We start from the raw sequence: 22,045 nt of genomic DNA on the forward strand, positions 1-22,045 counted from the left end.
ACGGTGGAGACCACCGGTCGGCGGCATCGGTGGGTGCCGGCCGACCGACGGTGGTGGGGGCTAGACCGACGAACGGTCCTGCCAGCGGTGATCGTGCTGGCGACCGCCGCGATCATGCACTGGGGCGTGCCGTGGCTGAACGACCAGGTGTCGTTCCGCGAGACGGTCCCGGCGGGGAGCACGATGTCGCTGAAGGAGGACGTCGAGTTCACGCCGCCAGCCGGGTGGGGCATCAGCGACGGTGTCCTCACCGGGGATGCCGAGGCGGGCGGCACCTACCCGGCATCCGCGACCGTGTTCGACGGCACGACGTCGATCACGCTCCGGACCGGCACCTTCGAGGGGACACCGCGCGCACTGCTGCGGCAGATCGAGTCCACCAACGCGGCCACCGGCACGGGAGCGCTCCGGTCGACGGTGACCCCGGTCACGACGGCCTCCGGGGTGCGCGGGGTGATCAGCGAGTTCCGTGACGTCCGGAACGACGGTGCCATCGCCGCGTTCGTCGCGGACGGCGTCGGTGTCGAAGTCGTCATCAGCACACCGAACAGCACACCGTCGAGGACGGCCACCTTGATCGGACGGACCCTGTCGTCGATCACCGTCGAAGGAGCCGGATCATGAGGCTGAACCTGTTCCGACGGGATCCCGAGCGCACCACCGGGACGGTCGCCGCGTCGTCGGTCCCGACCGAGCTGGAGCAGGCACGGACGGCGGTCTTCGAACGGTCCGGGTGGGGCCTGCGGATGGAACTCTTCCAGCCGCGGAACGCCGCGTTCTGGGTGTTCTGGGGGCTGGTGATCGCCGGCGCCTGGAACGCGGTCACGATCCTGCAGTCCGCTGTGGCGCCGTTCGCCTCGGCGGTCGCCACCAACAGTCTGGTCCTGGTCCTGTACGCGGCCCTGTTCTGGTGGGCGACCCGTGCCATGGACCGGTACTCGACCCTGCCGATCAGCCTGGTGGTCCACGCGTTCCTGTGGGGTGCCACCGCGGCGACGTTCTTCATGGCGATCTACGCCAACGACGCGATCCTCGGCCTGTACGGCAAGACCTTCGGGCAACGCTGGGCCGCCGACTGGGCAGCCGGGCTCACCGCGCCCTTCACCGAAGAGGTGTCGAAGGGCATCGGTCTGGTGCTCCTGATCACCCTGGCACCGCGGATCGTCCGGACCACGTTCGACGCGTTCATCCTGGGTGCGTTCCTCGGGCTCGGGTTCCAGGTCGTCGAGGACGTGCTCTACGTCGCGCAGACCTCCGGTGCGAACTTCGGCGCGCACCCCTTCCTCGCAGGAGCGGAGACCCTCGTGGTGCGGATGACGACCGGGGTCGCGGGGCACATCGCGTACTCCGCGATCTTCGCGACGGGGCTGTTCCTGCTCGCCGGCAGCCCCGTCCAGCGCCGACGGGTCGGGTTGGGTGTCGGGTTGATGGTCCTCGCGATGGCCATGCACGGCCTCTGGGACGACCTCGGTGCGCTCGTCGGACCGCTGCAGGCCTTCAACCTGGTGTTCATCGCGATCCTGACGGTGATCGTCGTGTTCGTGGTGTTCCGGGTCTTCCGGTTCGCGGTCCGCCCCGAGCAGGAGGACCTCCGCACGGTGCTCGCGCCCGAGGTGGCGGCGGGGCTGCTCTCGACGGACGAACTCGATGCCGTCGTCGGTACCCGGAAGGCGCGACGGCGGTACGTCAAGGCGGCCGGATCCCGGCAGGAGCGCCGCCGACGCCGCGTGCTGCTGACCGCGATCCACGATCTCGCCGAAGCGCTCCCGCACGTCGACGACCCGGACCACATCGCGTTCACCCGACAGGAGGTCACCCGGGTGCGGAACGGCGGTCAGCAGACCGCGTAGGTCTGCCGTCTCGCGCGTGAGCGTGATCAGCAACGGACAGGAGGCCCGTGGCGGGCCCGCCACGGGCCTCCCGTCCGCTTGCCTGCCACTTCCGGACCGGACACGATCTGACGACGCCGGGGAACGTCCGCCGAACGGCGCGTGAACGCGCGTCAGCGCCTGTCCGGACAGGTTGGCGGCGGCCGCCTCGGCGGTGTTAGCGTCCCCGTCGACAGCGCCTAGGGTTCCGGGACTCCCCGTCCGACTGGTCCGAGCGGCGCCACGGTCCGCCGCCGAACGCGGGCCGTCATCTGAACGGACAAAAGCCTGGAGGACCTCGCCCGTCGCGCCGCGCGCCGGGCAGAAGGTCCTGCCGTGACACCGCTCGCCGTCCTCCTCGTCCTGTCCGCCGCCGTCGCCCACGCGGGGTGGAACGTCATCGCCCACGGGGTGAGCCGGATCGGGATGCCGTTCCTGTGGCTCGGCGCGGTGTCGAGCGTGGTGGTCTGGGTCGGTGTGGTCCCGTTCACCGGGAGCCTCGGCGACGCGGACCCCGGCGGGTTCGTGCTCGGCGTTGCCGCGTCCGGGGTGCTGCACGTCCTGTACATGCTGGTGCTGCAGCGGGGGTACCGGGTCGGGCGGCTGTCGACGGTGTACGCCACGGCGCGGGGGACCGGGCCGACGATCAGCGTCGTCCTGGCGATCGTGCTCCTGGGGGAGCGCCCGCACTGGATCGCCCTGGTCGGCGGGCTGCTGGTGTTGATCGGCGTGGTCGCCGTCGGGCTCGCCGACCGTGGGACGACGTCGACGGAGCTCCCGAGGCGGCGGATCGACCCAGGGCTCGTCGCGGGTCTGCTCACCGGGGTGGCCATCGCCGCGTACACGATCTGGGACGCGTACGTCGTCCGCGACCTGGGTGTCGCGCCGGTCGCGTTCATGGTCGGGTGCACGGCGGTCGAGGTCGTGTTCTTCGGACTGGCCCTCGGGTCGCGGCGGCGCGAGGTCCTGCCCGTGCTGCGGGAGCACTGGCCGCGGGTGCTCGCGTTCGGGGTGCTGTCGCCGCTGTCGTACATCCTCGTGCTGGTCGCGATCGGCATCGCCCCCGTGGCGCTCGTCGCACCGATGCGCGAGGTGAGTGTCGTGCTCGTCAGCCTGTTCGGGGTGCTGGTGCTCCGCGAAGGCCGTGCGCTCGCCCGGGTCGGTGCCGCGGTGGTGGTGCTCGGCGGCATCGCGCTGCTCGCGCTCTGACGACGGCGACGGCAACGGCGACGGCGGCGTCGTCGTCGGCGGCCTGTCCGGACAGGTGCCAACCGAGTTCACCTGCCGTCCACGCCGCGTGTACCGGGACGGAACTCCGCTCCACCGGTCGGCTGCGACAGTTGCGGTCGTCCGCACCGGACCCGCCCCCCCCCGAACCGCCTGAAAGGTCATCATGCCCATCTCCGCACGCAAGTCGCTCGTCGCGCTGGCCGGCGCCCTGGCCCTCGTCGCCACGCTCAGCTCCTGCTCCGCAGGCTCCACCGCCGCGACCGGTGACGGCAGCCCCGCAGGCGGCTCCGACGCCGTGCAGTACGCCGCGGACGAGAACACCATCGTGTTCGGCGTGGTCCCCGACTCCGTGGACACCGAGACGAACTACCAGCCGCTGATGGACTACATCGCGAAGGAGACCGGCAAGAAGGTCGAGTACCACGAGTCGACCGACTACGCCGCGCTCATCGAGGCGTCCGTCGCGGGCAAGATCGACGTCGCGTCGTTCTCCGGGTTCACCTACGTCACGGCGAAGAACAACGGCGCGAAGATCACCCCGATCTCCTCCATCATCACCGCCGAGGGGCAGAAGCCCGGGTACTACTCCGAGGCCATCGTGCCGAAGGACAGTGACATCGACTCGCTCAAGGACTTCGCTGGCAAGAAGGTCTGCTTCGTCGACCCCTCGTCGACCTCGGGCTACCTGTTCCCGAGCTACAACCTGCTCAAGGCGGGCGTCGACCCGAAGACCGACGTCACCCCGGTGTTCGCCGGCAAGCACGACGTCAGCGTCCAGAAGGTCGCGGCGGGCACCGAGTGCGACGCCGGGTTCGCCGAGGACAGCGAGGTCGAGAAGAACGACGACGTGCGCGTCGTCGCGAAGACGATGGTCCCCGGCGCCCCGATCGTCGTCTCGGACACCCTGCCGTCGGCCGAGAAGGAGACGCTGACGAAGGCGCTGTCCGACGTCACCATCGACCAGATCATCGACGCCGGTGTCGACAGCGCCGACAGCGACGGCTTCCGCAGCGTCTTCTACGGCACCAAGCCCGTCGACGACGAGTACTACGACCTGATCCGCGACATCTGCGAGACGACGAAGTCGACCACCTGCCAGGCCTGACCCGGCGACCGCGAGACGGCAGCCCGAGGAGCACCATGACGAACCACGCACCGGTCGGTACCCCGGCCGTCGAGATCACCGGCCTGACGAAGCGCTTCGGCGACACGACGGCGTTGCGCGACGTGTCGCTGCGCGTCGGGCAGGGCGAGGTCGTCGTGCTGCTCGGGCTGTCGGGCTCCGGCAAGAGCACCCTGCTCCGGCACGTCGACGCACTCGAGCTCCCGACGTCCGGCAGCGTCCAGGTGGACGGGACCGAGGTGCACCGTCTGACCGGGCGCCGTCTGCGCGAGCTGCGGAGTCGCGTCGGGTTCGTGTTCCAGCAGTTCGAACTCGTGCCGGCGCTCACCGTGCTCGAGAACGTGCTCACCGGAGCGCTCGCGACCCTCCGCGGCCCGCGGCTCGGCCTCTGGTCGTACCCGCGCGGCCTCCGTCGCACCGCACTCGGGCACCTCGACCGCGTCGGGCTGCTCGACCGCGCGTACCAGCGTGCCGACACCCTGTCGGGCGGGCAGCAGCAACGCGTCGCGATCGCGCGGGCCCTCATGCAGGACCCGACGGTGCTCCTGGCCGACGAACCGGTCGCCTCGCTCGACCCGGAGTCCAGCGGGCAGGTCATGCGCCTCATCCGCGAGATCGCCGCCGACCGCGGGCTGACGGTGCTCTGCAGCCTGCACCAGGTCGACCTGGCCCTGTCGTGGGCGGACCGGATCATCGGGCTCCGGCACGGCGAGGTCGTGCTCGACACCCGGACCGACGGCCTCGGCAAGGCGGAGGTCATGGAGATCTACGGGCAGGTCGCGACGAGCACCGACGAGTTCGCCACGATCGAGGCCGAGCTGCACGCACTCGACACGGGGGAGCGGACCTCGTGACGACGCTCGACACCCGACCCGGGACCGTGGCGGCGCTCGCCGAGGACGTGGCCCGTCGGGCACCCCGCCGCCGGGTCTCGCCGGAGCGCACGGCGGCGGTGCTGACCCTCGTCGCCCTCGGCGTGCTGGCGTGCGTCGCGGTCGCGCGGGTCGACATCTCGATCCCGAACATCATCGCGTCGTGGTCGAACGCCGAGCACTTCTTCCAGCGTGTGGGGACCGTCCGGTTCCCGGCCGCCCCGGTGCTGCTGCAGCAGACCGCGCTCACCGTCGGGCTCGTCCTGCTCGGCACCCTGCTCGCCGCCGCGCTGAGCGTCCCTGTCGCGTACTTGGCGGCAGCGAACACCAGTCCGGGCCGCGGGTGTGTGGCCGCAGCGCGGTTCGTCAGCGTCCTGACCCGGGCCGTGCCGGACGTCGTCCTCGCGATGGTGTTCGTCCTGGTCTTCACGATCGGTCCGCTGCCCGGGATCCTGGCGATCGGCATCCACTCCGTCGGGATGATCTCGAAGCTCTTCGCCGACGCCATCGAGCAGATCGACGAAGGGCCGCGCGACGCGATCCGGGCAGCCGGGGGGAGCCGTGCGCAGCAGTTCACCGCCGGGGTGCTCCCGCAGGTGCTGCCGTCGTGGGTCGCGACGATCCTGCACCGCAACGACATCAACCTGCGCGGGTCGGTCATCCTCGGGTACGTCGGCATCGTCGGCCTCGGCCGCGAGATGTCCTTCGCGTTCAAGTCGCTCGACTACTCACTCGGCATCGGGTACGCGATCGTCATCTTCGGCCTGTGCGTCCTGATGGAGATCGTCTCCAGCTCGGTGCGCGCCGCCATGCTCGGCGTGGCCCCGGCCGGGCGCGGCATCGGTGCCACGGCTGCCCGTCGATGGATGCGTCGACGGGACCGGCAGCGAGTTGAGGCCGCACCGTCCACGCGGCGACCGGTCGCCGCGACGGTCGAGGGCACCCTCCGCCGCCCGTGGACCCCCGTCCGGGTCCGGAACGCGATCTGGTGCTGGGTCGCCCTGGCCGTCGTCGTCGGCAGTGTCGTGGTCTGCGACATCGCCTGGGGTGACCTGGTCACCGTGTGGGGCAAGATCCCCGCCGTCGCCGTGCAGTTCTGGCCGCCGTCCTTCGGCAGCTACGGTGCCGGCATCATGTTCAGCGCGATGTTCGACACCGTCGCGATCTCCCTCGCCGCGACCGTGCTCGCGCTGCTGCTCTCGCTCGTCATCGGGTCCCTGGCCGCCCGCAACGTCGCTCCCGGGCGCGGGGTCCGGGGCGGCGCACGGCTGCTGCTCGTCGTCGTCCGCGGGATCCCGGAGACGATCCTCGCGGTCGTGCTCATCGTCGTGACGGGGCTCGGTGCGCAGGCGGGCACCCTCGCCCTGGCCTTCGGTGGCATCGGGCTCCTCGGCAAGCTGATCGCGGACTCGCTCGAAGAGGTCGCTCCCGGACCGGAGCGCGCCGTCACGGCCACCGGCGCGGGTCGCCTGCAGCGCTACGCCTCGGCGACGGTGCCGCAGGGGTTCCGCGCGATGCTCGGGCACACCTTCTACCTGCTCGACACGAACATCCGTGCGGCGACGATCCTCGGCATCGTCGGAGGTGGCGGCATCGGCTACTACCTGCTCAACGCGGCGCAGGGTTCGAACTACGCGTCCGTCACCGCGATCGTCCTGCTCATCCTGGTCACGGTGCTCGTCACCGAGGGCCTGGCCATGTGGCTGCGGCGGGTGTTCCGGTGAGCGCGACGGAACGGTACGACGTCGTCGTGGTCGGCGCGGGCATCGTCGGGCTCGGCATGGCCTACGAGGCACTCCGGCAGGGCGCCCGCGTCGCGGTGGTCGACCGTGCGGCCGCGGTCGTCGGTGCGAGTGTCCGGAACTTCGGGCACGCCTGCGTCACCCCGCAGACCGGGGAGGCGGCCGGGTACGCGCAGGAGGCACGCCGCCGCTGGCTCGAACTCGCGCAGCTCGCCGGGTTCACGGCGCGCGAACGCGGTGCACACGTCGTCGCCCGTCGCCCCGAGGAGCTGGCGGTGCTCGAGGAGTACCGCGACTCCGGCGCGGACCTGCGGCTGGCCGACGCGGCCGAGATCGCCGCGGCGGTTCCGGTCGACCCCGGCTCGGCCCTCGGCGGCGCGCACCTCGCGCACGACCTGCAGGTCGACCCCCGCGAGGCAGCTCCCGCGATCGCGCGCTGGCTCGCCGGGCAGGGGGTCACCTTCCACTGGCGCACCCCCGCGCTCGAGGTCACCACCGGCGCCGTCCGCACCGGTCGCGGCGTCGTGGAGGGGACCCGGATCGTCGTCTGCACCAACCACGACCTCGACCAGCTCTTCCCGGAGCTCGCCGAGTCGATCGGCCTGGTCCGCTGCCGGCTCCACATGCTGCGTGCGACGATCCCCCTCGCCTTCCCGCTCGCCACACCGCTGCTGACCGGGTGGTCGCTGCTGCGCTACTCGGGGTTCGCCGCGATGCCCGGAGCGGGTGCCCTGCGGGACCGGCTCGCCGCCGACCTGCCCGAGGGGATCCGCTGGGACCTCAACCAGATGTACACGTCGCCGCCGGACGGCAGCGTCATCGTCGGCGACACCCACGAGCGCGGGGTCGATGCGCCGCCGTTCCAGGACGAGGACGGCTTCCGGCTGCTCGTCACCGAGACCGAGCGGCTGTTCGGTGCGCCGGTCTCCGTCGTCGACCGGTGGCAGGGCGTCTACGCCTCGGCCCCGGGGCGGGAGTTCCTCATCGACCAGCCGGTCCCCGGGGTCGACGTCGTGACGGTCACCACGGGCATCGGCATGACCACCGGCCTCGGCATCGCGCCGACGGTCCTCGGCTGACCCCGGCCGTCCTCGATCGAGGGGGATCGTCAGTCGCGGAACAGCCGCTGCCGGCCGTCACGCCAGACACCGACCACACGGTCCTCGCGCACGGCGACGAAGTCCGCACGGCGACCCGGTGCGAGGAACCCCCGGTCCGGAAGTCCGACGTGTTCCGCGGGGTTCCGGGTGACCGTCGCGACGAGCTCGGCGAACGGTGCGACCCCGGCGGTGGCGGCCGCTCGCAGCCCCGGCAGCAGCGACCCGAGCTGGTAGTCCGACGCCACCACGTCGGCCCGACCGGCCGCGATCGCCGCGCGAGCGGACAGCCCGGAGCCGTGCGACCCGCCCCGCCAGAGGTTCGGGGCACCGACGACGACCCCGAGCCCGGCGTCGATCGCCGCGGCCGCAGCGCGCTCGGTGACCGGGAACTCCGAGATCCGGGCGCCGAGCCGCCGGGCCTCGAGGACGGCTTCGGGTGTCTCGTCGTCGTGTGCTGCGACGACCACACCGGCCCGGTCCGCGAGCTCGGCGACGGCCGCTCGTCGCCGGCCGATGCCCTCGGCGCCGGCGTGGAACGCCGCGAGGCGGGCATCGAGCACCTCGTCGTCGGCGCGGTCGAGTGCGCGGTAGGCCCGTCTCCAGGCGGCGACGGTCGAGTACTGGCCGCGGCCGGGGGTGTGGTCCATGTACGAGACCAGGGCGACGCGATCCGGATGCGCCGCCACGAGCCTCCCGGCCGCTGCCACGGCCTCGTCGTGGGTGACGTCGACGCGCAGGTGCACGCGGACGTCGACCGGCAGGTCGGACGCGGCGACCGCGTCGAGGACGGCGGCGGCGTGCTCGGCGCTGCGCGCCGGAGCCGTCGCGTGCTCCACCGAGCAGCACAGCAGCGCGGTCGTCACGCCGGCGAGCAGGGCGTCGGCCGCGAAGGACTCGAGCGCGTGCCCGAGCGGGACCGGCACACCGGGGCGCGGCTGCTCGAAGCGGGACAACGAGTCGGCGTGCAGGTCGACCAGCCCCGGCAGGACGTCGACGTCGCCGAGGTCGACCGCCGGTCCGGCCGACGCCTCGACGACCACGCCGTCGCGCACGGCGAAGGACGAGCCCGGCGTCCCGCCGTCCCCGCGGTGGACACGGGCAGCGGTGAAGGTCGTCACGCAGCCATCACACCACGGCGACCGCGGGGGCGACCCCGCGGCGCAGGAACCCGTCCGACGGCGGTGTCGTGACGGCGTGCCCGACCGCGTCGAGGCCGACCGGCCGCTCGACCAGGTCCGCGAAGGGCAGCTCGCTGCGCGCGAGGAAGGCCACGGCGGTCGCGAGGTGCCGGGGCGCGTAGTTGTGGACCCCGACGATCCGGTTCAGCCGCCGCACGATCTGCTCCGGGTCGATGGTCACCGGACGGCTGGTCGAGACCGCTCCGACGAGCACGGCGACGCCGTCGACGTCGAGGGAGTCCACCGCCGCCTCGACCGCGTCGGGGTAGCCGGACAGCTCGACCGCGACGTCGAAGGACCCGATCGCGTCACCCGGGGCAGCGGCCCGCGCCGCGCCGAAGCAGACCGCCCGGGCACGTCGGCCGGCGTTCGGGTCGGAGACGGTCACGCTGGCACCCGCATCGACGGCCATCGCGACGGCGGTGATCCCGAGCATGCCGGCACCGGTGACCAGGACCCGTGCACCGTCGAGCGGTCGCTGCACCGCGTCGAGCGCCGCGGCCACGGTCGCCGTGGCGCAGGCCGCCGGCGCGGCGACGGCTGCCGGCACGTGCGCGGGGACGACCGCGATCGCCGTGCCGGGGAGCAGGACGCAGTGCGTGGCGAAGCCGCCGTTCAGCGTCCAGTCCGCGGTGACGGCCTCGTGGCCGTACTTCCGCAGGGAGCGGCACTTCTGCGGGATGCCCGACGCGCACCGGTCGCAGTCACCGCACGACGCGGCGACCGACCACACGACGCGGTCACCGACCCGGACCGGCTGTCCCTGGACGGTGGTCGGCGGCACGGCGTCGACCGCGACGACGCGGCCGACCTGTTCGTGGCCGAGGACACTCGGCGTCGGACCCGGACGGTGGCCGAGCGCGGTGTGCAGGTCGCTGCCGCACACGGTGGCCAGCTCGACCTCGACGAGCACACCGCCGTCCGGCAGCGTCGTCGACGGCAGCGTCTCGACGGTGACCGGGGCGCCGACGCCGTGCCACAGGGCGTAGCGGGCGTCGGCGCGCACCGGCGTCACGCCAGGACCCGGGCGGCGTCCTCGACCTCGGCGAGCACCGACGGCAACTCGGCGACCGAGTCGAGGACGTGGGTGTGCTGGACGGTCGCGAAGTCGGCGTCCTGGTGCGTCCCGGTCCGCACGCCCGCCACGACGGAGGCACCGGCGCGGTGTCCCGTGAGCAGGTCGGCGACGGTGTCCCCGACGACCGCCACGTCACGGACGTCGTCGGTGCCGGTCCGGAGCACGGCGGTGAGCACCATGTCCGGGAACGGGCGCCCGCGGCCGGCGTCGGCGGGGGAGAGCGCGAGGTCGATCAGCGGCCGCCAGCCGAGCAGGTCGAGCACCGCGTCGCGCGTCGCGGGCGAGAACCCGGTGGTCAGCGCGATCCGTCGCCCCGCTGCGCGGAGTGCGACGAGTGTCTCGACGGCGCCGTCCACCGGACGCACGCCGCGGTCGAGGGTCCGGCCGTACGCACGCTCGAACGCGGTGTTGGCCGCCTCGGCGCGGACGCCGTCCCCGTCGAAGAGCGCCGTGAACACGGCGATCTTCGACTGGCCCATGGTGTCGACCGCGTACTGCACCGCGCGGTCGTGCTCCGAGCTGCCGTGCTCGAGGCCGACGTCGGTGAGTGCGGTGCGGAAGGCGTCGAGGACGACGCCACCGTCGTCGACGGTGGTTCCTGCCATGTCGAGGCAGACGAGCGAGATCATGGGACTCCTGGGTTCGTGCCGTCACGCCGGGACCGGCGCGGTCCGACCAGCGTCGGAGTGCGCCGTGGCGGGCAGACGGTGCGCAGGTGTCCGCCAGGTGAACGACGCCGGGAGGCTCGTGGCGGCCTGTCCGGACAGGCATGCGGTCCGCCAGGGGACCGGCTACAGTCCGAGCGTGCCGGAGACCCGATACCTCGACATCGCCGCCGCCCTGGAGGGCGAGTTGGCCGATCTGCCGATCGGCTCGCGGGTGGCCAGCGAGGCGGAGCTGGCGGCGCGGTTCGGCGTCGGGCGGTCCGCCGCCCGGGCGGCGCTGCAGCACCTGCAGCGGCGCAACCGCATCCGCCGGGTGAAGGGCGTCGGCAGTTTCGTCGCACGCCGCATCGACTACCTGATCGGTTCGCGTGCGGCACCGTCGTGGAGCCACACCGTCCGCGCGGCCGGAGGCAAGCCGTCCAGCGTGACGCTGTCGTGCGCACTCGTCCCCGTCCCGCCGCGCATCGCGGAGTCCCTCGACCTGGAGCCGGGAGCGCCCGTGCACCGCCTGACCCGGCGCTCACTGGTCGACGGCCTGCCAGCGGCGTGGGGCGTGGAGTGGGTCCCGCCGGCGATCGTGCCCGAGCTCGCCGAGGCGCTGCAGGTCAGTGACTCGCTGTACGAGGTGCTCCGGCAGGTGGGACGTTCCACGCCGCACCGCCGCTGGGTCCGTGCGACCGCCGACGTGGTGTCCGAGGACGTCGCCCGGCACCTGGACCTCGACGAGGTCACGCTCGGCTGGTTCATCGAGAGCCTGACGTCGGACCGCGACGACGAGCGACCGCTCTGCCTGAGCGAGCGGTGGATCCGGGCGGACGCCATCCGGGTGCTGTTCGAGGCCGGTCGGGACGCACCGCTGACCTGATCGGCTGCGGGCTTCCGTTCGTCGGTGGCGCTGACTAGCGTCGCCGGCATGGGCGAGACACCGCACATCGAAGACGCGACCATCGACGACCTGCGCGCTCGGCTGCGTGCCACGCGCTGGCCGGACGCGCCCGCCGGGGTCGGCTGGTCGCTCGGCGTGGACCTCGACGTCCTGCGCCCGCTCGTCGAGTACTGGGCCGACGGGTTCGACTTCGACGCACACCGAGCCGAGCTCGCCGCGCTGCCCTCGCGCCGTGTCGTCGTCGACGGCATCGGCATCCACGTCCTGCACGCCCGTGCCGAGCGGTCCGACGCCCTGCCGGTCCTGCTCGCGCACGGCTGGCCGGACTCCGGCTGGCGGTACCGCAAGGTGCTGCCGATGCTCGTCGACGCCGGGTACGACGTCGTCGTGCCGGACATGCCCGGGTACGGCTTCTCGGACGCACCGCCGCAGGTCCTCGATGCCCGGCAGGTGGCCGGCATGTGGGCGACGCTGATGACGGACCTCGGGTACGAACGGTTCGCGGTGTCCGGCGGCGACATCGGCACGCACGTCGCCCGCTACCTGGCGCTCGACCACCCCGACCGGGTCGTCGCCGTGCACCGCATCGACGGCGGGCTCGCCTGGCCGGGGCTGGACCCGTCGACGCTGTCCGCCGCCGAGCGGGAGTTCGTCGCCGCGACCGACCGGTGGCGCACCGCCGAGGGCGCCTACGCGATGCTGCACCGGACGAAGCCGCAGACCGCGGCCGTCGGGCTGAACGACTCACCCGCGGGTCTCGCGGCCTGGATCGTCGAGAAGCTCCGGGCGTGGAGCGACTGCGGCGGGGACCTGTGGTCGGTCTACACGCGCGACGAGGTCCTGGCGCTGCTGACCGAGTACTGGGCCACCGCCACGATCGGTTCGGCGATGCGGATGTACCACGCGAACGCGGCGATCCCGGCGGACCAGCTGGAGCGACGGGTCGAGGTGCCGTCCGGGTTCTCGATCTTCCCCGGCGACATCGTGCGGGCGCCGCGCGAGTGGCTCGAGCGCACCACGAACCTCGTGTTCCACCACGAACTCGACCGCGGCGGGCACTTCGCGCCGTTCGAGCAGCCCGACCTGTTCGTCGACGAACTGCACGCGTTCCTGCAGGGCTTCCGCCGCTAGAGTGGACGGGCCAGCCTCTGTAGCTCAATGGAAGAGCAGTTCCGTCCTAAGGAAACGGTTGGGGGTTCGAGTCCCTCCAGGGGCACCAGCAGGTCGAAGTGGTTCGAGTCCCTGCCGCGCGTTGATGCCGCTCAGTGCCTCGGTGTCGCGAGGTTGACGGCGTTCACGAGGTACGAGGTCCGGGTCGCGATCGTGTATTTCACCGCAGCGCTCACCCCGGTCGGATCGCTCGAGAACGCGTCGAGGTCGGACTCCGCGATCCCCGTGAGCGACGCGATGTTCGCGACCGTCAGCCCGGAGACCTGCGTGAGCCCCTCGAGGATGCCCCGGACGCGGTCGTCGTCCGGCACGCTCCGAGCAGCGGCCAGCATGGCTGCGAGGACGGCGAGCCGCTGCGATTCGTCGGGAGTCAGCCCGGTCCCGAGGGCGGTCAGACCCTGGTGCTCGGTCCCTGGGTCGTCCAGGTACGCGGAGAGCGTGGACTCCGAGATCCCGGTCATCTGCGCGATCGCGTCGAGCGCGACGGAACGGTGCTCGATCAGCGCGCGGAGTTCCGCCCGGACGTCGAGGGCTTCAGCAGTCATCTCGATCCCTTCCTGGTGTGACGGCGGGTCAGGTGGCAGGTCAGTTCTCCACAACCGTCGCCCCGGACGGTAGTCGAGCCCGCTGGCCCCGTACGATTGACCCCGTGTCCAAGGTCCTGAGCAGTCTCCCCGTCGGCGAACGAGTCGGCATCGCGTTCTCAGGGGGTCTCGACACCTCCTGCGCCGTTGCCTGGATGCGCGAGAAGGGAGCGATCCCCTGCACGTACACGGCCGACATCGGCCAGTACGACGAGCCGGACATCGACGCCGTCCCGAGCCGCGCCCACGAGTACGGCGCCGAGATCGCCCGTCTGGTCGACGCGAAGAGCGCCCTGGTCGAAGAGGGCTTGGTCGCCCTGCAGACCGGTGCGTTCCACATCCGCTCCGGCGGCAAGACGTACTTCAACACGACGCCGCTCGGCCGCGCGGTGACGGGCACGATGCTCGTCCGCGCGATGAAGGAAGACGGTGTCGACATCTGGGGCGACGGCTCCACCTACAAGGGCAACGACATCGAGCGGTTCTACCGCTACGGCCTGATGGCCAACCCGCGTCTGCGCGTCTACAAGCCGTGGCTCGACTCCGAGTTCGTCGAGGAGCTCGGTGGCCGCAAGGAGATGAGCGAGTGGCTCGTCGCCCGCGGGTTCCCGTACCGCGACTCCACCGAGAAGGCGTACTCGACGGACGCGAACATCTGGGGTGCGACGCACGAGGCGAAGAGCCTCGAAGAGCTGTCGAGCGGCCTGGACATCGTCGAGCCGATCATGGGCGTCGCCGCCTGGCGTGACGACGTCGAGGTCGCGACCGAGATCGTCAGCGTCCGGTTCGAAGCCGGCCGCCCCGTCGCGATCAACGGCGTCGAGTACACCGACGCGGTCGCCCTGGTCTACGAGGCGAACGCCATCGGTGGCCGCCACGGCCTGGGTGCGTCCGACCAGATCGAGAACCGCATCATCGAGGCGAAGAGCCGCGGCATCTACGAGGCTCCGGGCATGGCGCTGCTGCACATCGCCTACGAGCGCCTGCTCAACGCGATCCACAACGAGGACACGGTCGCCTCGTACCACAACGAGGGTCGCCGTCTCGGTCGCCTGATGTACGAGGGCCGCTGGCTCGACCCGCAGTCGCTCATGCTCCGCGAGTCGCTCCAGCGCTGGGTCGCCTCCGCCGTCACCGGCGAGGTCACGCTGCGCCTGCGTCGTGGCGACGACTACACGATCCTCGACACCACGGGTCCCGCGCTGTCGTACCACCCGGACAAGCTGTCGATGGAGCGCGTCGGCGACGCCGCCTTCGGCCCGGACGACCGCATCGGTCAGCTCACCATGCGCAACCTCGACATCGCGGACTCCCGTTCGCGGCTCGAGCAGTACGCCGCCGCCGGCCTCATCGGTGGCGCGACGGCCGAGCTCGTCGGCGAGCTCGAGGCGGGCGAGGCCGAGGAGATCCTCGGCGGCGCGATCGTCGCCTCCGACGCCGAGGACGCGATGGGTCGTCGCACGGACCTCGCCTCCGAGGGCGCGGCCTTCGACTCCGGCACCGACTGATCGGGCGGACCCGCGCCCTGGGCGCGAACCCCTGATGACGGGAGGCCCGGTGCCAGCTGGCACCGGGCCTCCCGTCCGTCGTCGTGACGTCTCAAGCCGCGGTGCTCCCGAGCAGCAGCTCGAGCTGCTCGACGACCAGGTCGGGCCGGGTGATGAAGGGATGGTGCCCGGTGGGGACGTCGACGCTCCGCGTCGCCCGTGCCGCGTGCGCTCGCTGGAGGCCGACGGTGGTGCTCCGGTCCTCGGTGCAGACCAGGTAGGTGGAGTCGACGCCCTGCCAGCCCGCCGCGGTGGTCGGCGTGACGAACGCGGCAGCGGACTGGGCGGTGACGCGGTCCCACGCAGCTCGCTGCACCTCCGGGTCGGCGTCCTGCAGGAACCGCGCGCCGAACGACGAGGCGTCGTACCCGACCACTGCCAGGGCTCCGTCCCCGGCATCACCGATCGCCACCGGATCGGGCTCGTCCGACATGATCCCGGCCTGGGCCGATCCGACGTCGGGCAGGTAGGACGACGCGTAGACCAGGTGCTCGACGGCATCGTGCGGGCCGGCCTCGGCGACGACCGTGCCGCCGTACGAGTGCCCGACGACGATCGCGCCGTCGCTGCGGTCGAGTGCGGCCCGGAGTGCTGCCGCGTCCTCGACGAGCCCGCCTTCGGGGCGGCCGGACGGGCCCTCGCCGCAGGACGGCAGTGTCACCGATCGACTGCGGACACCGGCGCGTTCGAACAGCAGGTCGGCGGTGGGCTGCCACCACCAGTCGCCGTCGCGGACGAGCGCGCCGTGGACGAAGAGGATCTCCATGGGCCGACGCTACAGCGCACCCGCCTCGCCGGTCCGTCGCGTCCGTCAGCCGCGAAACGCATCCATCTCGACGGCGATCGGGCGCGACCGTATCGTTGCGGTACCGGGTCAGTCATCAGGGACTCGTCGTCACGATGCTCCTCACGATCTGTGAGGTCTGGCACAGCGGGTCGGCCCGGACGGATCCGAGATGCGCATCATCTCGACGAAGGGCAGGTCGCCATGACCGCCACCATCCAGAACGCCTGGCACCGCCACGGCCTCCGTTCGCCCGAGGACCTCGCCGCCCTCGTCGCCGAACGCCTCGAAGGAACCGGCCACCAGCTCGTCAGCGTCAGCGAAGCGCGCTACGAGCCCACCTACGCTGACTTCCTCGGCGAGCAGCTCTGACCCCCAGCGGGCTGCCGCTCGGCCGTCGGTAGAGTCTGCGCATGCGCACAGCCCGAACCACGGCGGCGGCACTGGCGATCGTCGCGGCGGGACTGCTGACGCTCGTCGGTGTCCAGCCCGCGTCGGCCCACTCGGCCCTGACCAGCAGTACCCCGGCGGACGGGGCGGTCGTCACCGAACCGCTCGAGTCCGTCGACCTGACCTTCTCGGAAGCGCCGCTCGCCAGCCTCGACGCCGGACTCCGGATCCAGGTGACCGACGCCTCCGGCGCCGACGTCGCCACGGGTGACGTGACCGTCTCCGGGACGACCATGCGCCGCGCGGTCGACCTCGACCAGGGCAGCTACACCGTGCTCTGGCGGTACGTGTCGCCGGACGGCCACCCGATCGAGGGCACGCTCGCGTTCGAGTACCGGGCCGCAGCCCCGGCGTCGACCCCGAGCGCGAGTGCCACCCCGACCCCGACGGCGAGCACCGCTCCGACGTCGAGTGCCACCGCGACGGCCACCGGAGCCTCGGACGGTGCTCCGTCCTCGTCGCCGGGCATCGCGCCGGGCGTGTGGATCGGCCTCGGCGCCGGAGCCGTCCTGGTGGCCGGCGCGGTCGTCGTGCTGCTGCTGCGCCGCGGCCGCAGCGCGTAGCGCGGAGTGCGCGTAGCGCCAGCCCACTTCGTGAGCAGGAACGGTCGGGTCGCACGCGCGCACCCGACCATTTCTGCTCACCAAGCGCACGCGGCGCACGTCACGCGACCACGCGACGGACGGGAGGCCCGGCGCCGGACCGGCACCGGGCCTCCCGTCCGCACGTGGTACGCGACGCCGGGGGCGACGCGCCTCACGCCACGGGGGCGGCCTCCAGCGCGGCGTCGGCGCGCGCCGCGCTGCCCTCGGCCAGGCCTCGGGCGATGCGGCCCCGCGTCGCCAGCCAGAGGACGACCGCGGCGACGAACACGATGCCCTCGGTGACGGTGAGTGCCCAGATGATCCCGGCGAGCCCGAACCACACGTTGCCGGCGATCACGATCGGGATGAACAGCACGCCCTGCGCCATCGACAGCACCATCGCGGGCATGACCATCCCGGTCGCTTGGAACAGCGAGGTGAGCAGCCCCGTGAACCCGTTGACGACGGCGGCGACGAGCTGTGCCGTCAGGATCGTCATGCCGATCGCGAGCACCGAGTGGTCACCGGAGAAGATCGTGAAGACCTGCTCGCGGAACACGAACACGGTCCCGGAGAAGACGAGCACGATGCCGCCGACGGTCAGGGCCGCAGCGCGCAGGCCGGAGCGCAGTCGAGCTGCGTCACCCGCTCCGAACGCGTAGGCGAGCAGCGGCAGCACGCCGATGGTCACGCCCATCACCAGGAACTCCGGCACCTGGGCGATGCGGACCGCGACGCCCATCGCCGCCAGCGGGTCGTCACCGTAGGCGGCGGCGAGGTTGTTGAGGACGAGTGTCGTGACGATGAGGAACGCGGACTGCAGCAGCTCGCCGACGCCGATGCCGAACACGGGCTTCAGGATGTCCGCACGCAGGGTGAACCACTTCGGCGCGAAGCTGACGTTCTCGCTGTTCCGCTGCAGCCACGTCACCCAGTAGGCGATCGACACCACGTTGGCCAGGCCCACCGCGAGTGCGGCGCCGCCGACACCCCAGTGCAGCCCCAGGATGAACAGGACGTCGAACACCAGGTTGCCGACCGTGGACAGGACCAGGCCGATCATCGCCTGCCTCGCGGCGCCTTCCGAGCGGACGATCTGCTCGAGCGCGAAGGACGCGGCGAGGACGGGGACGAACGCGAGCATCACGGCGACGTACTCGCTCGTGGCGGGTACGGCTGCCGCGTCGGCACCGAGGACGGCGACGAGCGGGCGGAGCAGCAGGAGTCCGACGACGCCGAGCACGGCGCCGGTCACGACGGCTCCCCACAGGGCGAACGAGGCGACGTGCTTGATGTCCCGCGCCTTGTCGGGATCGTGTTCCGAGGCGCCGAGCAGCCGGGACATCAACGCGCTGCCGCCGACGCCGAACACCCCGCCCACGGCCATCACGAGGCCGAGCAGCGGCGTGCCGAAGGTGATCGCGGCGAGCAGGGATGTGTCGTGCTGGGCGCCGATGAAGCCCGCGTTGATGACGTTGTACAGGGCGCTGACGACCATCGCGGCGGCCATCGGCACGCACAGGTGCACCAGGGCTCGGGCGATCGGGGCAGCGGAGAGGTACCAGCGGTTCGTCGCCGCAGCGGTGGTGGTGGAGGACATGACGGTTCCCTTCCGGGCATGACGGTGGGCGCGCCGACGGACGCCGGCACGGCAGGGGGGAGCGCGCGACCGGTGGGGTCGCGGGATCGCGGGTTCGCGAGGGCGCGCCGGCGGATCCGGCCGGGAGGCGCGTGGTGCGTGGAGCGGGTCGGTGCGGTGGCGCGGGTGGTGCGCGTGGCGCCGGTGGCGCGGTGGTGCGGTGGTGCGGCTAGCGGGTCGGCGGCGCGAGTTCCGCGGTCACCTTCTGCAGCAGTCGCCGCAGGGTTTCGCGTTCGTCCTCGTCGAGGGGTGCGAGCAGGGAGTCGTCGAGGGCGACCATCGCGTCGGTGAACCCGGCGATGAGGTCGATGCCCGCCTGGGTGGCGTGCACCGTCTTCGTCCGCCCGTTCGTGGCGTCCGGTCGTCGTTCGATCAGGCCACGCCGCTCGAGCCCCTGCAGGAGACTCGAGACGCTGGCCGCGCTGGTCCGGGTGGCCTCGGCGACGTCCCGCTGGATGGCGCCGGGGTGTTCCTGCAGGTACCCGAGCACGAAGGACTGCTCGTGGGTGAGGTCGCGTTCACGGACCCACTCCTCGGCGCCCTTGCGCTGTGCCCATCCGATCCACCGCATGAGCTGGAGCGGTGTCGTGAAGTCCGGTGCCTGCATGATCAGGACTCTAACTGTTAGCCATCGAACTGTCAACGAAGGCAGTCCCGGTCATGACCCCACAACGGGGGTGTGGAGTCCTGCCCGGACCCTGATACCTTCCACAGCAAGCGGCCTCACCAGCCGCCCTCGGCCCGTTCGACGGGTCCCACACCCCCTGGGTCACCACCGGGGGCGGATCAGCGGCGGAGACCCCGTCGGGGGAGGAGGCACCGTGCCACACCACGGACCACCCACCGCGATCCCGGTGCGACGAGTTCGTCGCGCCTGACCAGGACGGGCGCCGGCGGGTACCGGCGTTCGCCTCACCGGGTCCGCGACGCGTTCGGGTCGTCGCGGATCCCCGGGGCGGTGGTGATCGGGTCACCGCCGCCCCGGACCTCCCGGTCGCTCCGATCGACGTCTTCGGGAACCCGCCGGTCCACGGAGCCGGATCGGCGTGATACTGGGGTGGTGCGTGAACTCCAAGCCGCCATCGCAGCGGACCTCAACGTCCAGCCGACCATCGACCCGGAGCAGGAGGTCGCCCGTCGTGTCGGGTTCCTGCGCGACTACCTGCTGACGACCGGGGCGAAGGGGTACCTCCTCGCCATCAGCGGCGGGCAGGACTCCACCCTGGCCGGCCGCCTGACCCAGCTCGCGGTCGAGTCGCTCCGCGCCGAGGGGCACCCGGCCGAGTTCACGACCGTCCGCATGCCCTACCGCGTGCAGGCCGACGAGGACGACGCCCAGCTCGCCCTGCAGTTCATCGCGGCCGACCCGGGCGTCACCGTGAACATCGAGCACGGCGTCGACGGGGTCATGCAGGACACCGCGGCCTCGGGCGTCGAACTGAGCGACTTCGTCAAGGGCAACGTCAAGGCGCGCATGCGCATGGTCGCCCAGTACGCGATCGCCGGGCAGCGCGGCCTGCTGGTGGTCGGCACGGACCACGCGGCAGAGGCGGTGACGGGCTTCTTCACCAAGTACGGCGACGGCGGCGTCGACCTCACCCCGCTCACCGGGCTCTCGAAGAGCCAGGGGCGGCAGCTGCTCGAGCACCTCGGCGCACCGGCCCGCCTGTACGAGAAGGCACCCACCGCCGACCTGCTCGACGAACTGCCCGGGCAGACCGACGAGGCGAACCTCGGTCTCACCTACGCCGAGATCGACGCCTACCTGCAGGGCCACGACGTGCCGGTCGAGGTCGCCGAGGCGATCGAGTCGCGCTACCGCGCTACCGAGCACAAGCGCCAGGTGCCGGCGACGCCCTTCGACGACTGGTGGCGTGCGGGCGCGTAGGCGCTGACGCGACACGGCCGGGAGGCGCGGTGCAGGTGAACCTGCACCGCGCCTCCTTCCTGTTGTCCCCAACCCTTCCCTGCGCGCCCCGGCTGTCCGCGTGCGCTCCTAGGATGGGAGCCAACGGAACAACAGATGCGGAATCCAGGCTGGCGCCTGGTCCGGAGGGGGAGTCATGGAAGTCCTGTTCGCGCTCGGAGCCGTCCCGCTGATCATCGTGGGGATCATCGTCCTCGCCGTGATCGCGCTGATCTACGCCAAGGTCGTGTACCGCAACGCCGGTGCCGACGAGGCGCTCATCATCACCGGCAAGCGCTCTCGCAAGGTCAAGAACGCCGACGGCACCGAGACCGTCGAGTCCGGCATCAAGGTCGTGCTCGGCGCCGGTGTGCTCGTCCGCCCCTTCTTCGAGAAGGTCGCGAAGCTGTCGCTCAGCTCGCGTGCGATCGACATCAACGTCAACGCGCAGGACTCCCGCGGCGTCACCATCGACGTCGAGGCCGTGGCGCTCGTCAAGGTCGGCGAGGCCGACGCGTCCATCCGGGCGGCAGCGCAGCGGTTCCTCGGCCAGGAGAAGAAGATCGACGACTTCGCGCGCGAGGTCCTGTCCGGCTCGCTCCGTGCCTCGATCGGCGCGACCGACGTCTCGACGATCATCCGGAACCGTGATCAGCTCACCGTCGCGGTCCTCACCGTCGCGCAGGACGCCCTGCACAGCCAGGGGCTCGACGTCGACTCGTTCGAGATCAAGGGCATCTCGGACCGCAACGAGTACATCAGCGACCTCGGCCGTGCCGAGCGTGCACGCGTGCGACTCGAGGCCGAGAACGCCGAGGCCCAGGCCGACCGTGAAGCGCGAGAAGCCCGCGCGACCGCCGACCAGGCGATCGCCGAGGCCGAGAACACCCTGGCCATCCGCCGTGCCGCGCTGCAGCTCGACGCCGACCGTGCGTCCGCCGAGGCCGCTGCCGCCGGCCCGCTCGCCCAGGCGCGTGCGTCCCAGGGCGTCGTCGAGCAGGAGCAGATCACCGCGCAGAAGCGTGCCGAACTGCGCCGTGCTGAGCTCGAGTCCGAGGTCTCCGCCGTCGCCGAGGCCCAGGCGCGCAAGACCCGCGTCGAGGCCGAAGCCGCCGCTGGGGCCCAGGTCGAGACCGCCCGCGCCCAGGCCGAGGCCCGCCGGATCTCCGCCGAGGCCGTCGCGGCCGAGGCGAAGGCCGAGGCGGATGCCCGCAAGCTCGCCGCTGACGCCTCACGCGCCGAAGGTGAAGCCGCCGCCGACGCGATCCGTGCGAAGGGTCAGGCCGAGGCCGATGCGACCAAGGCGCAGGCCGACGCGCTCGCCCAGCACTCCGAGGCCGTCCTGCGGGTCAAGGCGATCGAGACGCTGCCGAGCATCGCTCGCGAACTCGCCGCTCCGATGAGCAACATCGACTCGCTCACCGTGGTGTCCTCCGACGGCGCCGGTGCACTGTCGAAGAGCGTCGTGAGCCAGTTCAGCGAGGTGGACGCGCTGCTCGGTGCCACCGCCGGGTTCACCCTGAGTGACATCGTGAAGAGCACCACGACGGGTCAGGCGGCTGCCCGTGCCGTCGTGCGCGGGCAGTCGGTGCCGCAGGTCGAACCGGCCGAGTAACCGAGCGGGTGCCTGCAGCGGGCG

Annotated in this window: 21 protein-coding genes and 1 tRNA gene; 15 read left to right on the plus strand and 7 right to left on the minus strand. The window is 72.0% G+C overall.

The features are described from left to right. Positions 1-87: 87 nt before the first annotated feature. The 7 genes from HP445_RS07735 to HP445_RS07765 all read left to right on the plus strand — a co-directional run bounded on the left by HP445_RS07735 (position 88) and on the right by HP445_RS07765 (position 7,914). On the plus strand, positions 88-624 hold the full coding sequence (locus HP445_RS07735) for a hypothetical protein (protein WP_128780565.1): 537 nt from the start codon (positions 88-90) through the stop codon (positions 622-624). After that, positions 621-1,850 (plus strand): PrsW family intramembrane metalloprotease, encoded by a 1,230-nt coding sequence (locus HP445_RS07740; RefSeq protein ID WP_128780566.1) that lies wholly within the window; start codon positions 621-623, stop codon positions 1,848-1,850. Before HP445_RS07735 ends, HP445_RS07740 begins: the two co-directional genes overlap by 4 nt. Before the next feature lie 354 nt (positions 1,851-2,204). Next, complete coding sequence (locus HP445_RS07745; protein ID WP_128780567.1) at positions 2,205-3,077, plus strand: EamA family transporter; 873 nt, start codon at positions 2,205-2,207, stop codon at positions 3,075-3,077. Positions 3,078-3,261: 184 nt separating this feature from the next. After that, complete coding sequence (locus HP445_RS07750) at positions 3,262-4,203, plus strand: phosphate/phosphite/phosphonate ABC transporter substrate-binding protein (protein WP_111032349.1); 942 nt, start codon at positions 3,262-3,264, stop codon at positions 4,201-4,203. A gap of 35 nt (positions 4,204-4,238) precedes the next feature. Next, positions 4,239-5,075, plus strand: coding sequence for a phosphonate ABC transporter ATP-binding protein (phnC, locus tag HP445_RS07755; RefSeq protein WP_128780568.1), 837 nt, complete (start codon positions 4,239-4,241; stop codon positions 5,073-5,075). Next, positions 5,072-6,817 carry a PhnE/PtxC family ABC transporter permease gene (locus tag HP445_RS07760; RefSeq protein ID WP_241660404.1) on the plus strand — a complete coding sequence of 582 codons (1,746 nt, stop codon included), beginning with the start codon at positions 5,072-5,074 and terminating at the stop codon, positions 6,815-6,817. The genes phnC and HP445_RS07760 overlap by 4 nt, the downstream gene beginning before the upstream one ends. Then, on the plus strand, positions 6,814-7,914 hold the full coding sequence (locus HP445_RS07765) for a TIGR03364 family FAD-dependent oxidoreductase (RefSeq protein ID WP_128780569.1): 1,101 nt from the start codon (positions 6,814-6,816) through the stop codon (positions 7,912-7,914). Before HP445_RS07760 ends, HP445_RS07765 begins: the two co-directional genes overlap by 4 nt. Before the next feature lie 29 nt (positions 7,915-7,943). Here HP445_RS07765 and HP445_RS07770 read toward each other — a convergent pair whose 3' ends face one another. The 3 genes from HP445_RS07770 to HP445_RS07780 are packed head-to-tail and all read right to left on the minus strand — an operon-like array spanning position 7,944 to position 10,820. Further along, positions 7,944-9,053, minus strand: coding sequence for an alpha-D-ribose 1-methylphosphonate 5-triphosphate diphosphatase (locus tag HP445_RS07770; protein ID WP_128780570.1), 1,110 nt, complete (start codon positions 9,051-9,053; stop codon positions 7,944-7,946). A 7-nt stretch (positions 9,054-9,060) separates the two neighbouring features. Beyond that, entirely contained in the window at positions 9,061-10,128 is a 1,068-nt protein-coding gene (locus HP445_RS07775) for an alcohol dehydrogenase catalytic domain-containing protein (protein ID WP_128780571.1), read from the minus strand. Then, a complete protein-coding gene (locus HP445_RS07780) occupies positions 10,125-10,820 on the minus strand; it encodes an HAD family hydrolase (protein WP_128780572.1) in 696 nt (231 codons plus the stop codon). Before HP445_RS07780 ends, HP445_RS07775 begins: the two co-directional genes overlap by 4 nt. Before the next feature lie 175 nt (positions 10,821-10,995). Between HP445_RS07780 and HP445_RS07785 the strand changes: the two genes are divergently transcribed. The 3 genes from HP445_RS07785 (at position 10,996) to HP445_RS07795 (ending at position 12,961) form a co-directional block, all read left to right on the plus strand. Further along, positions 10,996-11,721, plus strand: coding sequence for a GntR family transcriptional regulator (locus tag HP445_RS07785; protein ID WP_164941170.1), 726 nt, complete (start codon positions 10,996-10,998; stop codon positions 11,719-11,721). A gap of 48 nt (positions 11,722-11,769) precedes the next feature. Further along, entirely contained in the window at positions 11,770-12,873 is a 1,104-nt protein-coding gene (locus tag HP445_RS07790; RefSeq protein ID WP_128780574.1) for an epoxide hydrolase family protein, read from the plus strand. A gap of 13 nt (positions 12,874-12,886) precedes the next feature. Beyond that, positions 12,887-12,961 (plus strand) — tRNA-Arg (locus HP445_RS07795). 43 nt (positions 12,962-13,004) lie between these two features. Here HP445_RS07795 and HP445_RS07800 read toward each other — a convergent pair. Next, positions 13,005-13,457 (minus strand): HTH domain-containing protein, encoded by a 453-nt coding sequence (locus HP445_RS07800; protein ID WP_128780575.1) that lies wholly within the window; start codon positions 13,455-13,457, stop codon positions 13,005-13,007. Positions 13,458-13,561: 104 nt separating this feature from the next. Between HP445_RS07800 and argG the strand changes: the two genes are divergently transcribed. Continuing rightward, positions 13,562-15,004, plus strand: a complete 1,443-nt coding sequence (gene argG / locus HP445_RS07805; protein ID WP_042540079.1) for an argininosuccinate synthase — start codon at positions 13,562-13,564, stop codon at positions 15,002-15,004. A 91-nt stretch (positions 15,005-15,095) separates the two neighbouring features. Here argG and HP445_RS07810 read toward each other — a convergent pair whose 3' ends face one another. Further along, the gene (locus tag HP445_RS07810) at positions 15,096-15,809 is read right to left on the minus strand and encodes an alpha/beta hydrolase (protein ID WP_128780576.1); all 714 of its coding nucleotides are present in this window, start codon (positions 15,807-15,809) and stop codon (positions 15,096-15,098) included. A gap of 222 nt (positions 15,810-16,031) precedes the next feature. Here HP445_RS07810 and HP445_RS07815 point away from each other — a divergent pair, with 222 nt between their 5' ends. Both HP445_RS07815 and HP445_RS07820 read left to right on the plus strand, forming a co-directional pair. Next, complete coding sequence (locus HP445_RS07815; protein WP_155896891.1) at positions 16,032-16,199, plus strand: hypothetical protein; 168 nt, start codon at positions 16,032-16,034, stop codon at positions 16,197-16,199. Positions 16,200-16,240: 41 nt separating this feature from the next. After that, positions 16,241-16,840 (plus strand): copper resistance CopC family protein, encoded by a 600-nt coding sequence (locus HP445_RS07820; protein WP_128780577.1) that lies wholly within the window; start codon positions 16,241-16,243, stop codon positions 16,838-16,840. A 193-nt stretch (positions 16,841-17,033) separates the two neighbouring features. Here the strand turns inward: HP445_RS07820 and HP445_RS07825 are convergent, their stop codons facing one another. Together HP445_RS07825 and HP445_RS07830 are read right to left on the minus strand one after the other, a co-directional pair. Then, positions 17,034-18,461 (minus strand): MATE family efflux transporter, encoded by a 1,428-nt coding sequence (locus HP445_RS07825; protein WP_128780578.1) that lies wholly within the window; start codon positions 18,459-18,461, stop codon positions 17,034-17,036. A 208-nt stretch (positions 18,462-18,669) separates the two neighbouring features. Next, a complete protein-coding gene (locus HP445_RS07830; RefSeq protein ID WP_111030686.1) occupies positions 18,670-19,107 on the minus strand; it encodes a MarR family winged helix-turn-helix transcriptional regulator in 438 nt (145 codons plus the stop codon). Between the two features lie 453 nt (positions 19,108-19,560). Between HP445_RS07830 and nadE the strand changes: the two genes are divergently transcribed. Next, positions 19,561-20,388 carry an NAD(+) synthase gene (nadE, locus tag HP445_RS07835; protein ID WP_110863289.1) on the plus strand — a complete coding sequence of 276 codons (828 nt, stop codon included), beginning with the start codon at positions 19,561-19,563 and terminating at the stop codon, positions 20,386-20,388. Positions 20,389-20,563: 175 nt separating this feature from the next. Further along, on the plus strand, positions 20,564-22,021 hold the full coding sequence (locus HP445_RS07840) for an SPFH domain-containing protein (RefSeq protein WP_128780579.1): 1,458 nt from the start codon (positions 20,564-20,566) through the stop codon (positions 22,019-22,021). Positions 22,022-22,045 lie beyond the last annotated feature (24 nt).

It is taken from the genome of Curtobacterium flaccumfaciens (assembly GCF_013359815.1).
In the GTDB taxonomy this organism is placed as follows: Bacteria; Actinomycetota; Actinomycetes; order Actinomycetales; family Microbacteriaceae; genus Curtobacterium; species Curtobacterium flaccumfaciens.

Coding starts and splice junctions, on each gene's coding strand:
- HP445_RS07740 (WP_128780566.1), top strand. CDS start 621: ATGAGGCTGAACCTGTTCCGACGGGATCCCGAGCGCACCACCGGGACG.
- HP445_RS07750 (WP_111032349.1), top strand. CDS start 3,262: ATGCCCATCTCCGCACGCAAGTCGCTCGTCGCGCTGGCCGGCGCCCTG.
- phnC (WP_128780568.1), top strand. CDS start 4,239: ATGACGAACCACGCACCGGTCGGTACCCCGGCCGTCGAGATCACCGGC.
- HP445_RS07780 (WP_128780572.1), bottom strand. CDS start 10,820: ATGATCTCGCTCGTCTGCCTCGACATGGCAGGAACCACCGTCGACGAC.
- HP445_RS07790 (WP_128780574.1), top strand. CDS start 11,770: ATGGGCGAGACACCGCACATCGAAGACGCGACCATCGACGACCTGCGC.
- HP445_RS07800 (WP_128780575.1), bottom strand. CDS start 13,457: ATGACTGCTGAAGCCCTCGACGTCCGGGCGGAACTCCGCGCGCTGATC.
- HP445_RS07810 (WP_128780576.1), bottom strand. CDS start 15,809: ATGGAGATCCTCTTCGTCCACGGCGCGCTCGTCCGCGACGGCGACTGG.
- HP445_RS07815 (WP_155896891.1), top strand. CDS start 16,032: ATGACCGCCACCATCCAGAACGCCTGGCACCGCCACGGCCTCCGTTCG.
- HP445_RS07820 (WP_128780577.1), top strand. CDS start 16,241: ATGCGCACAGCCCGAACCACGGCGGCGGCACTGGCGATCGTCGCGGCG.
- HP445_RS07825 (WP_128780578.1), bottom strand. CDS start 18,461: ATGTCCTCCACCACCACCGCTGCGGCGACGAACCGCTGGTACCTCTCC.
- HP445_RS07830 (WP_111030686.1), bottom strand. CDS start 19,107: ATGCAGGCACCGGACTTCACGACACCGCTCCAGCTCATGCGGTGGATC.
- HP445_RS07840 (WP_128780579.1), top strand. CDS start 20,564: ATGGAAGTCCTGTTCGCGCTCGGAGCCGTCCCGCTGATCATCGTGGGG.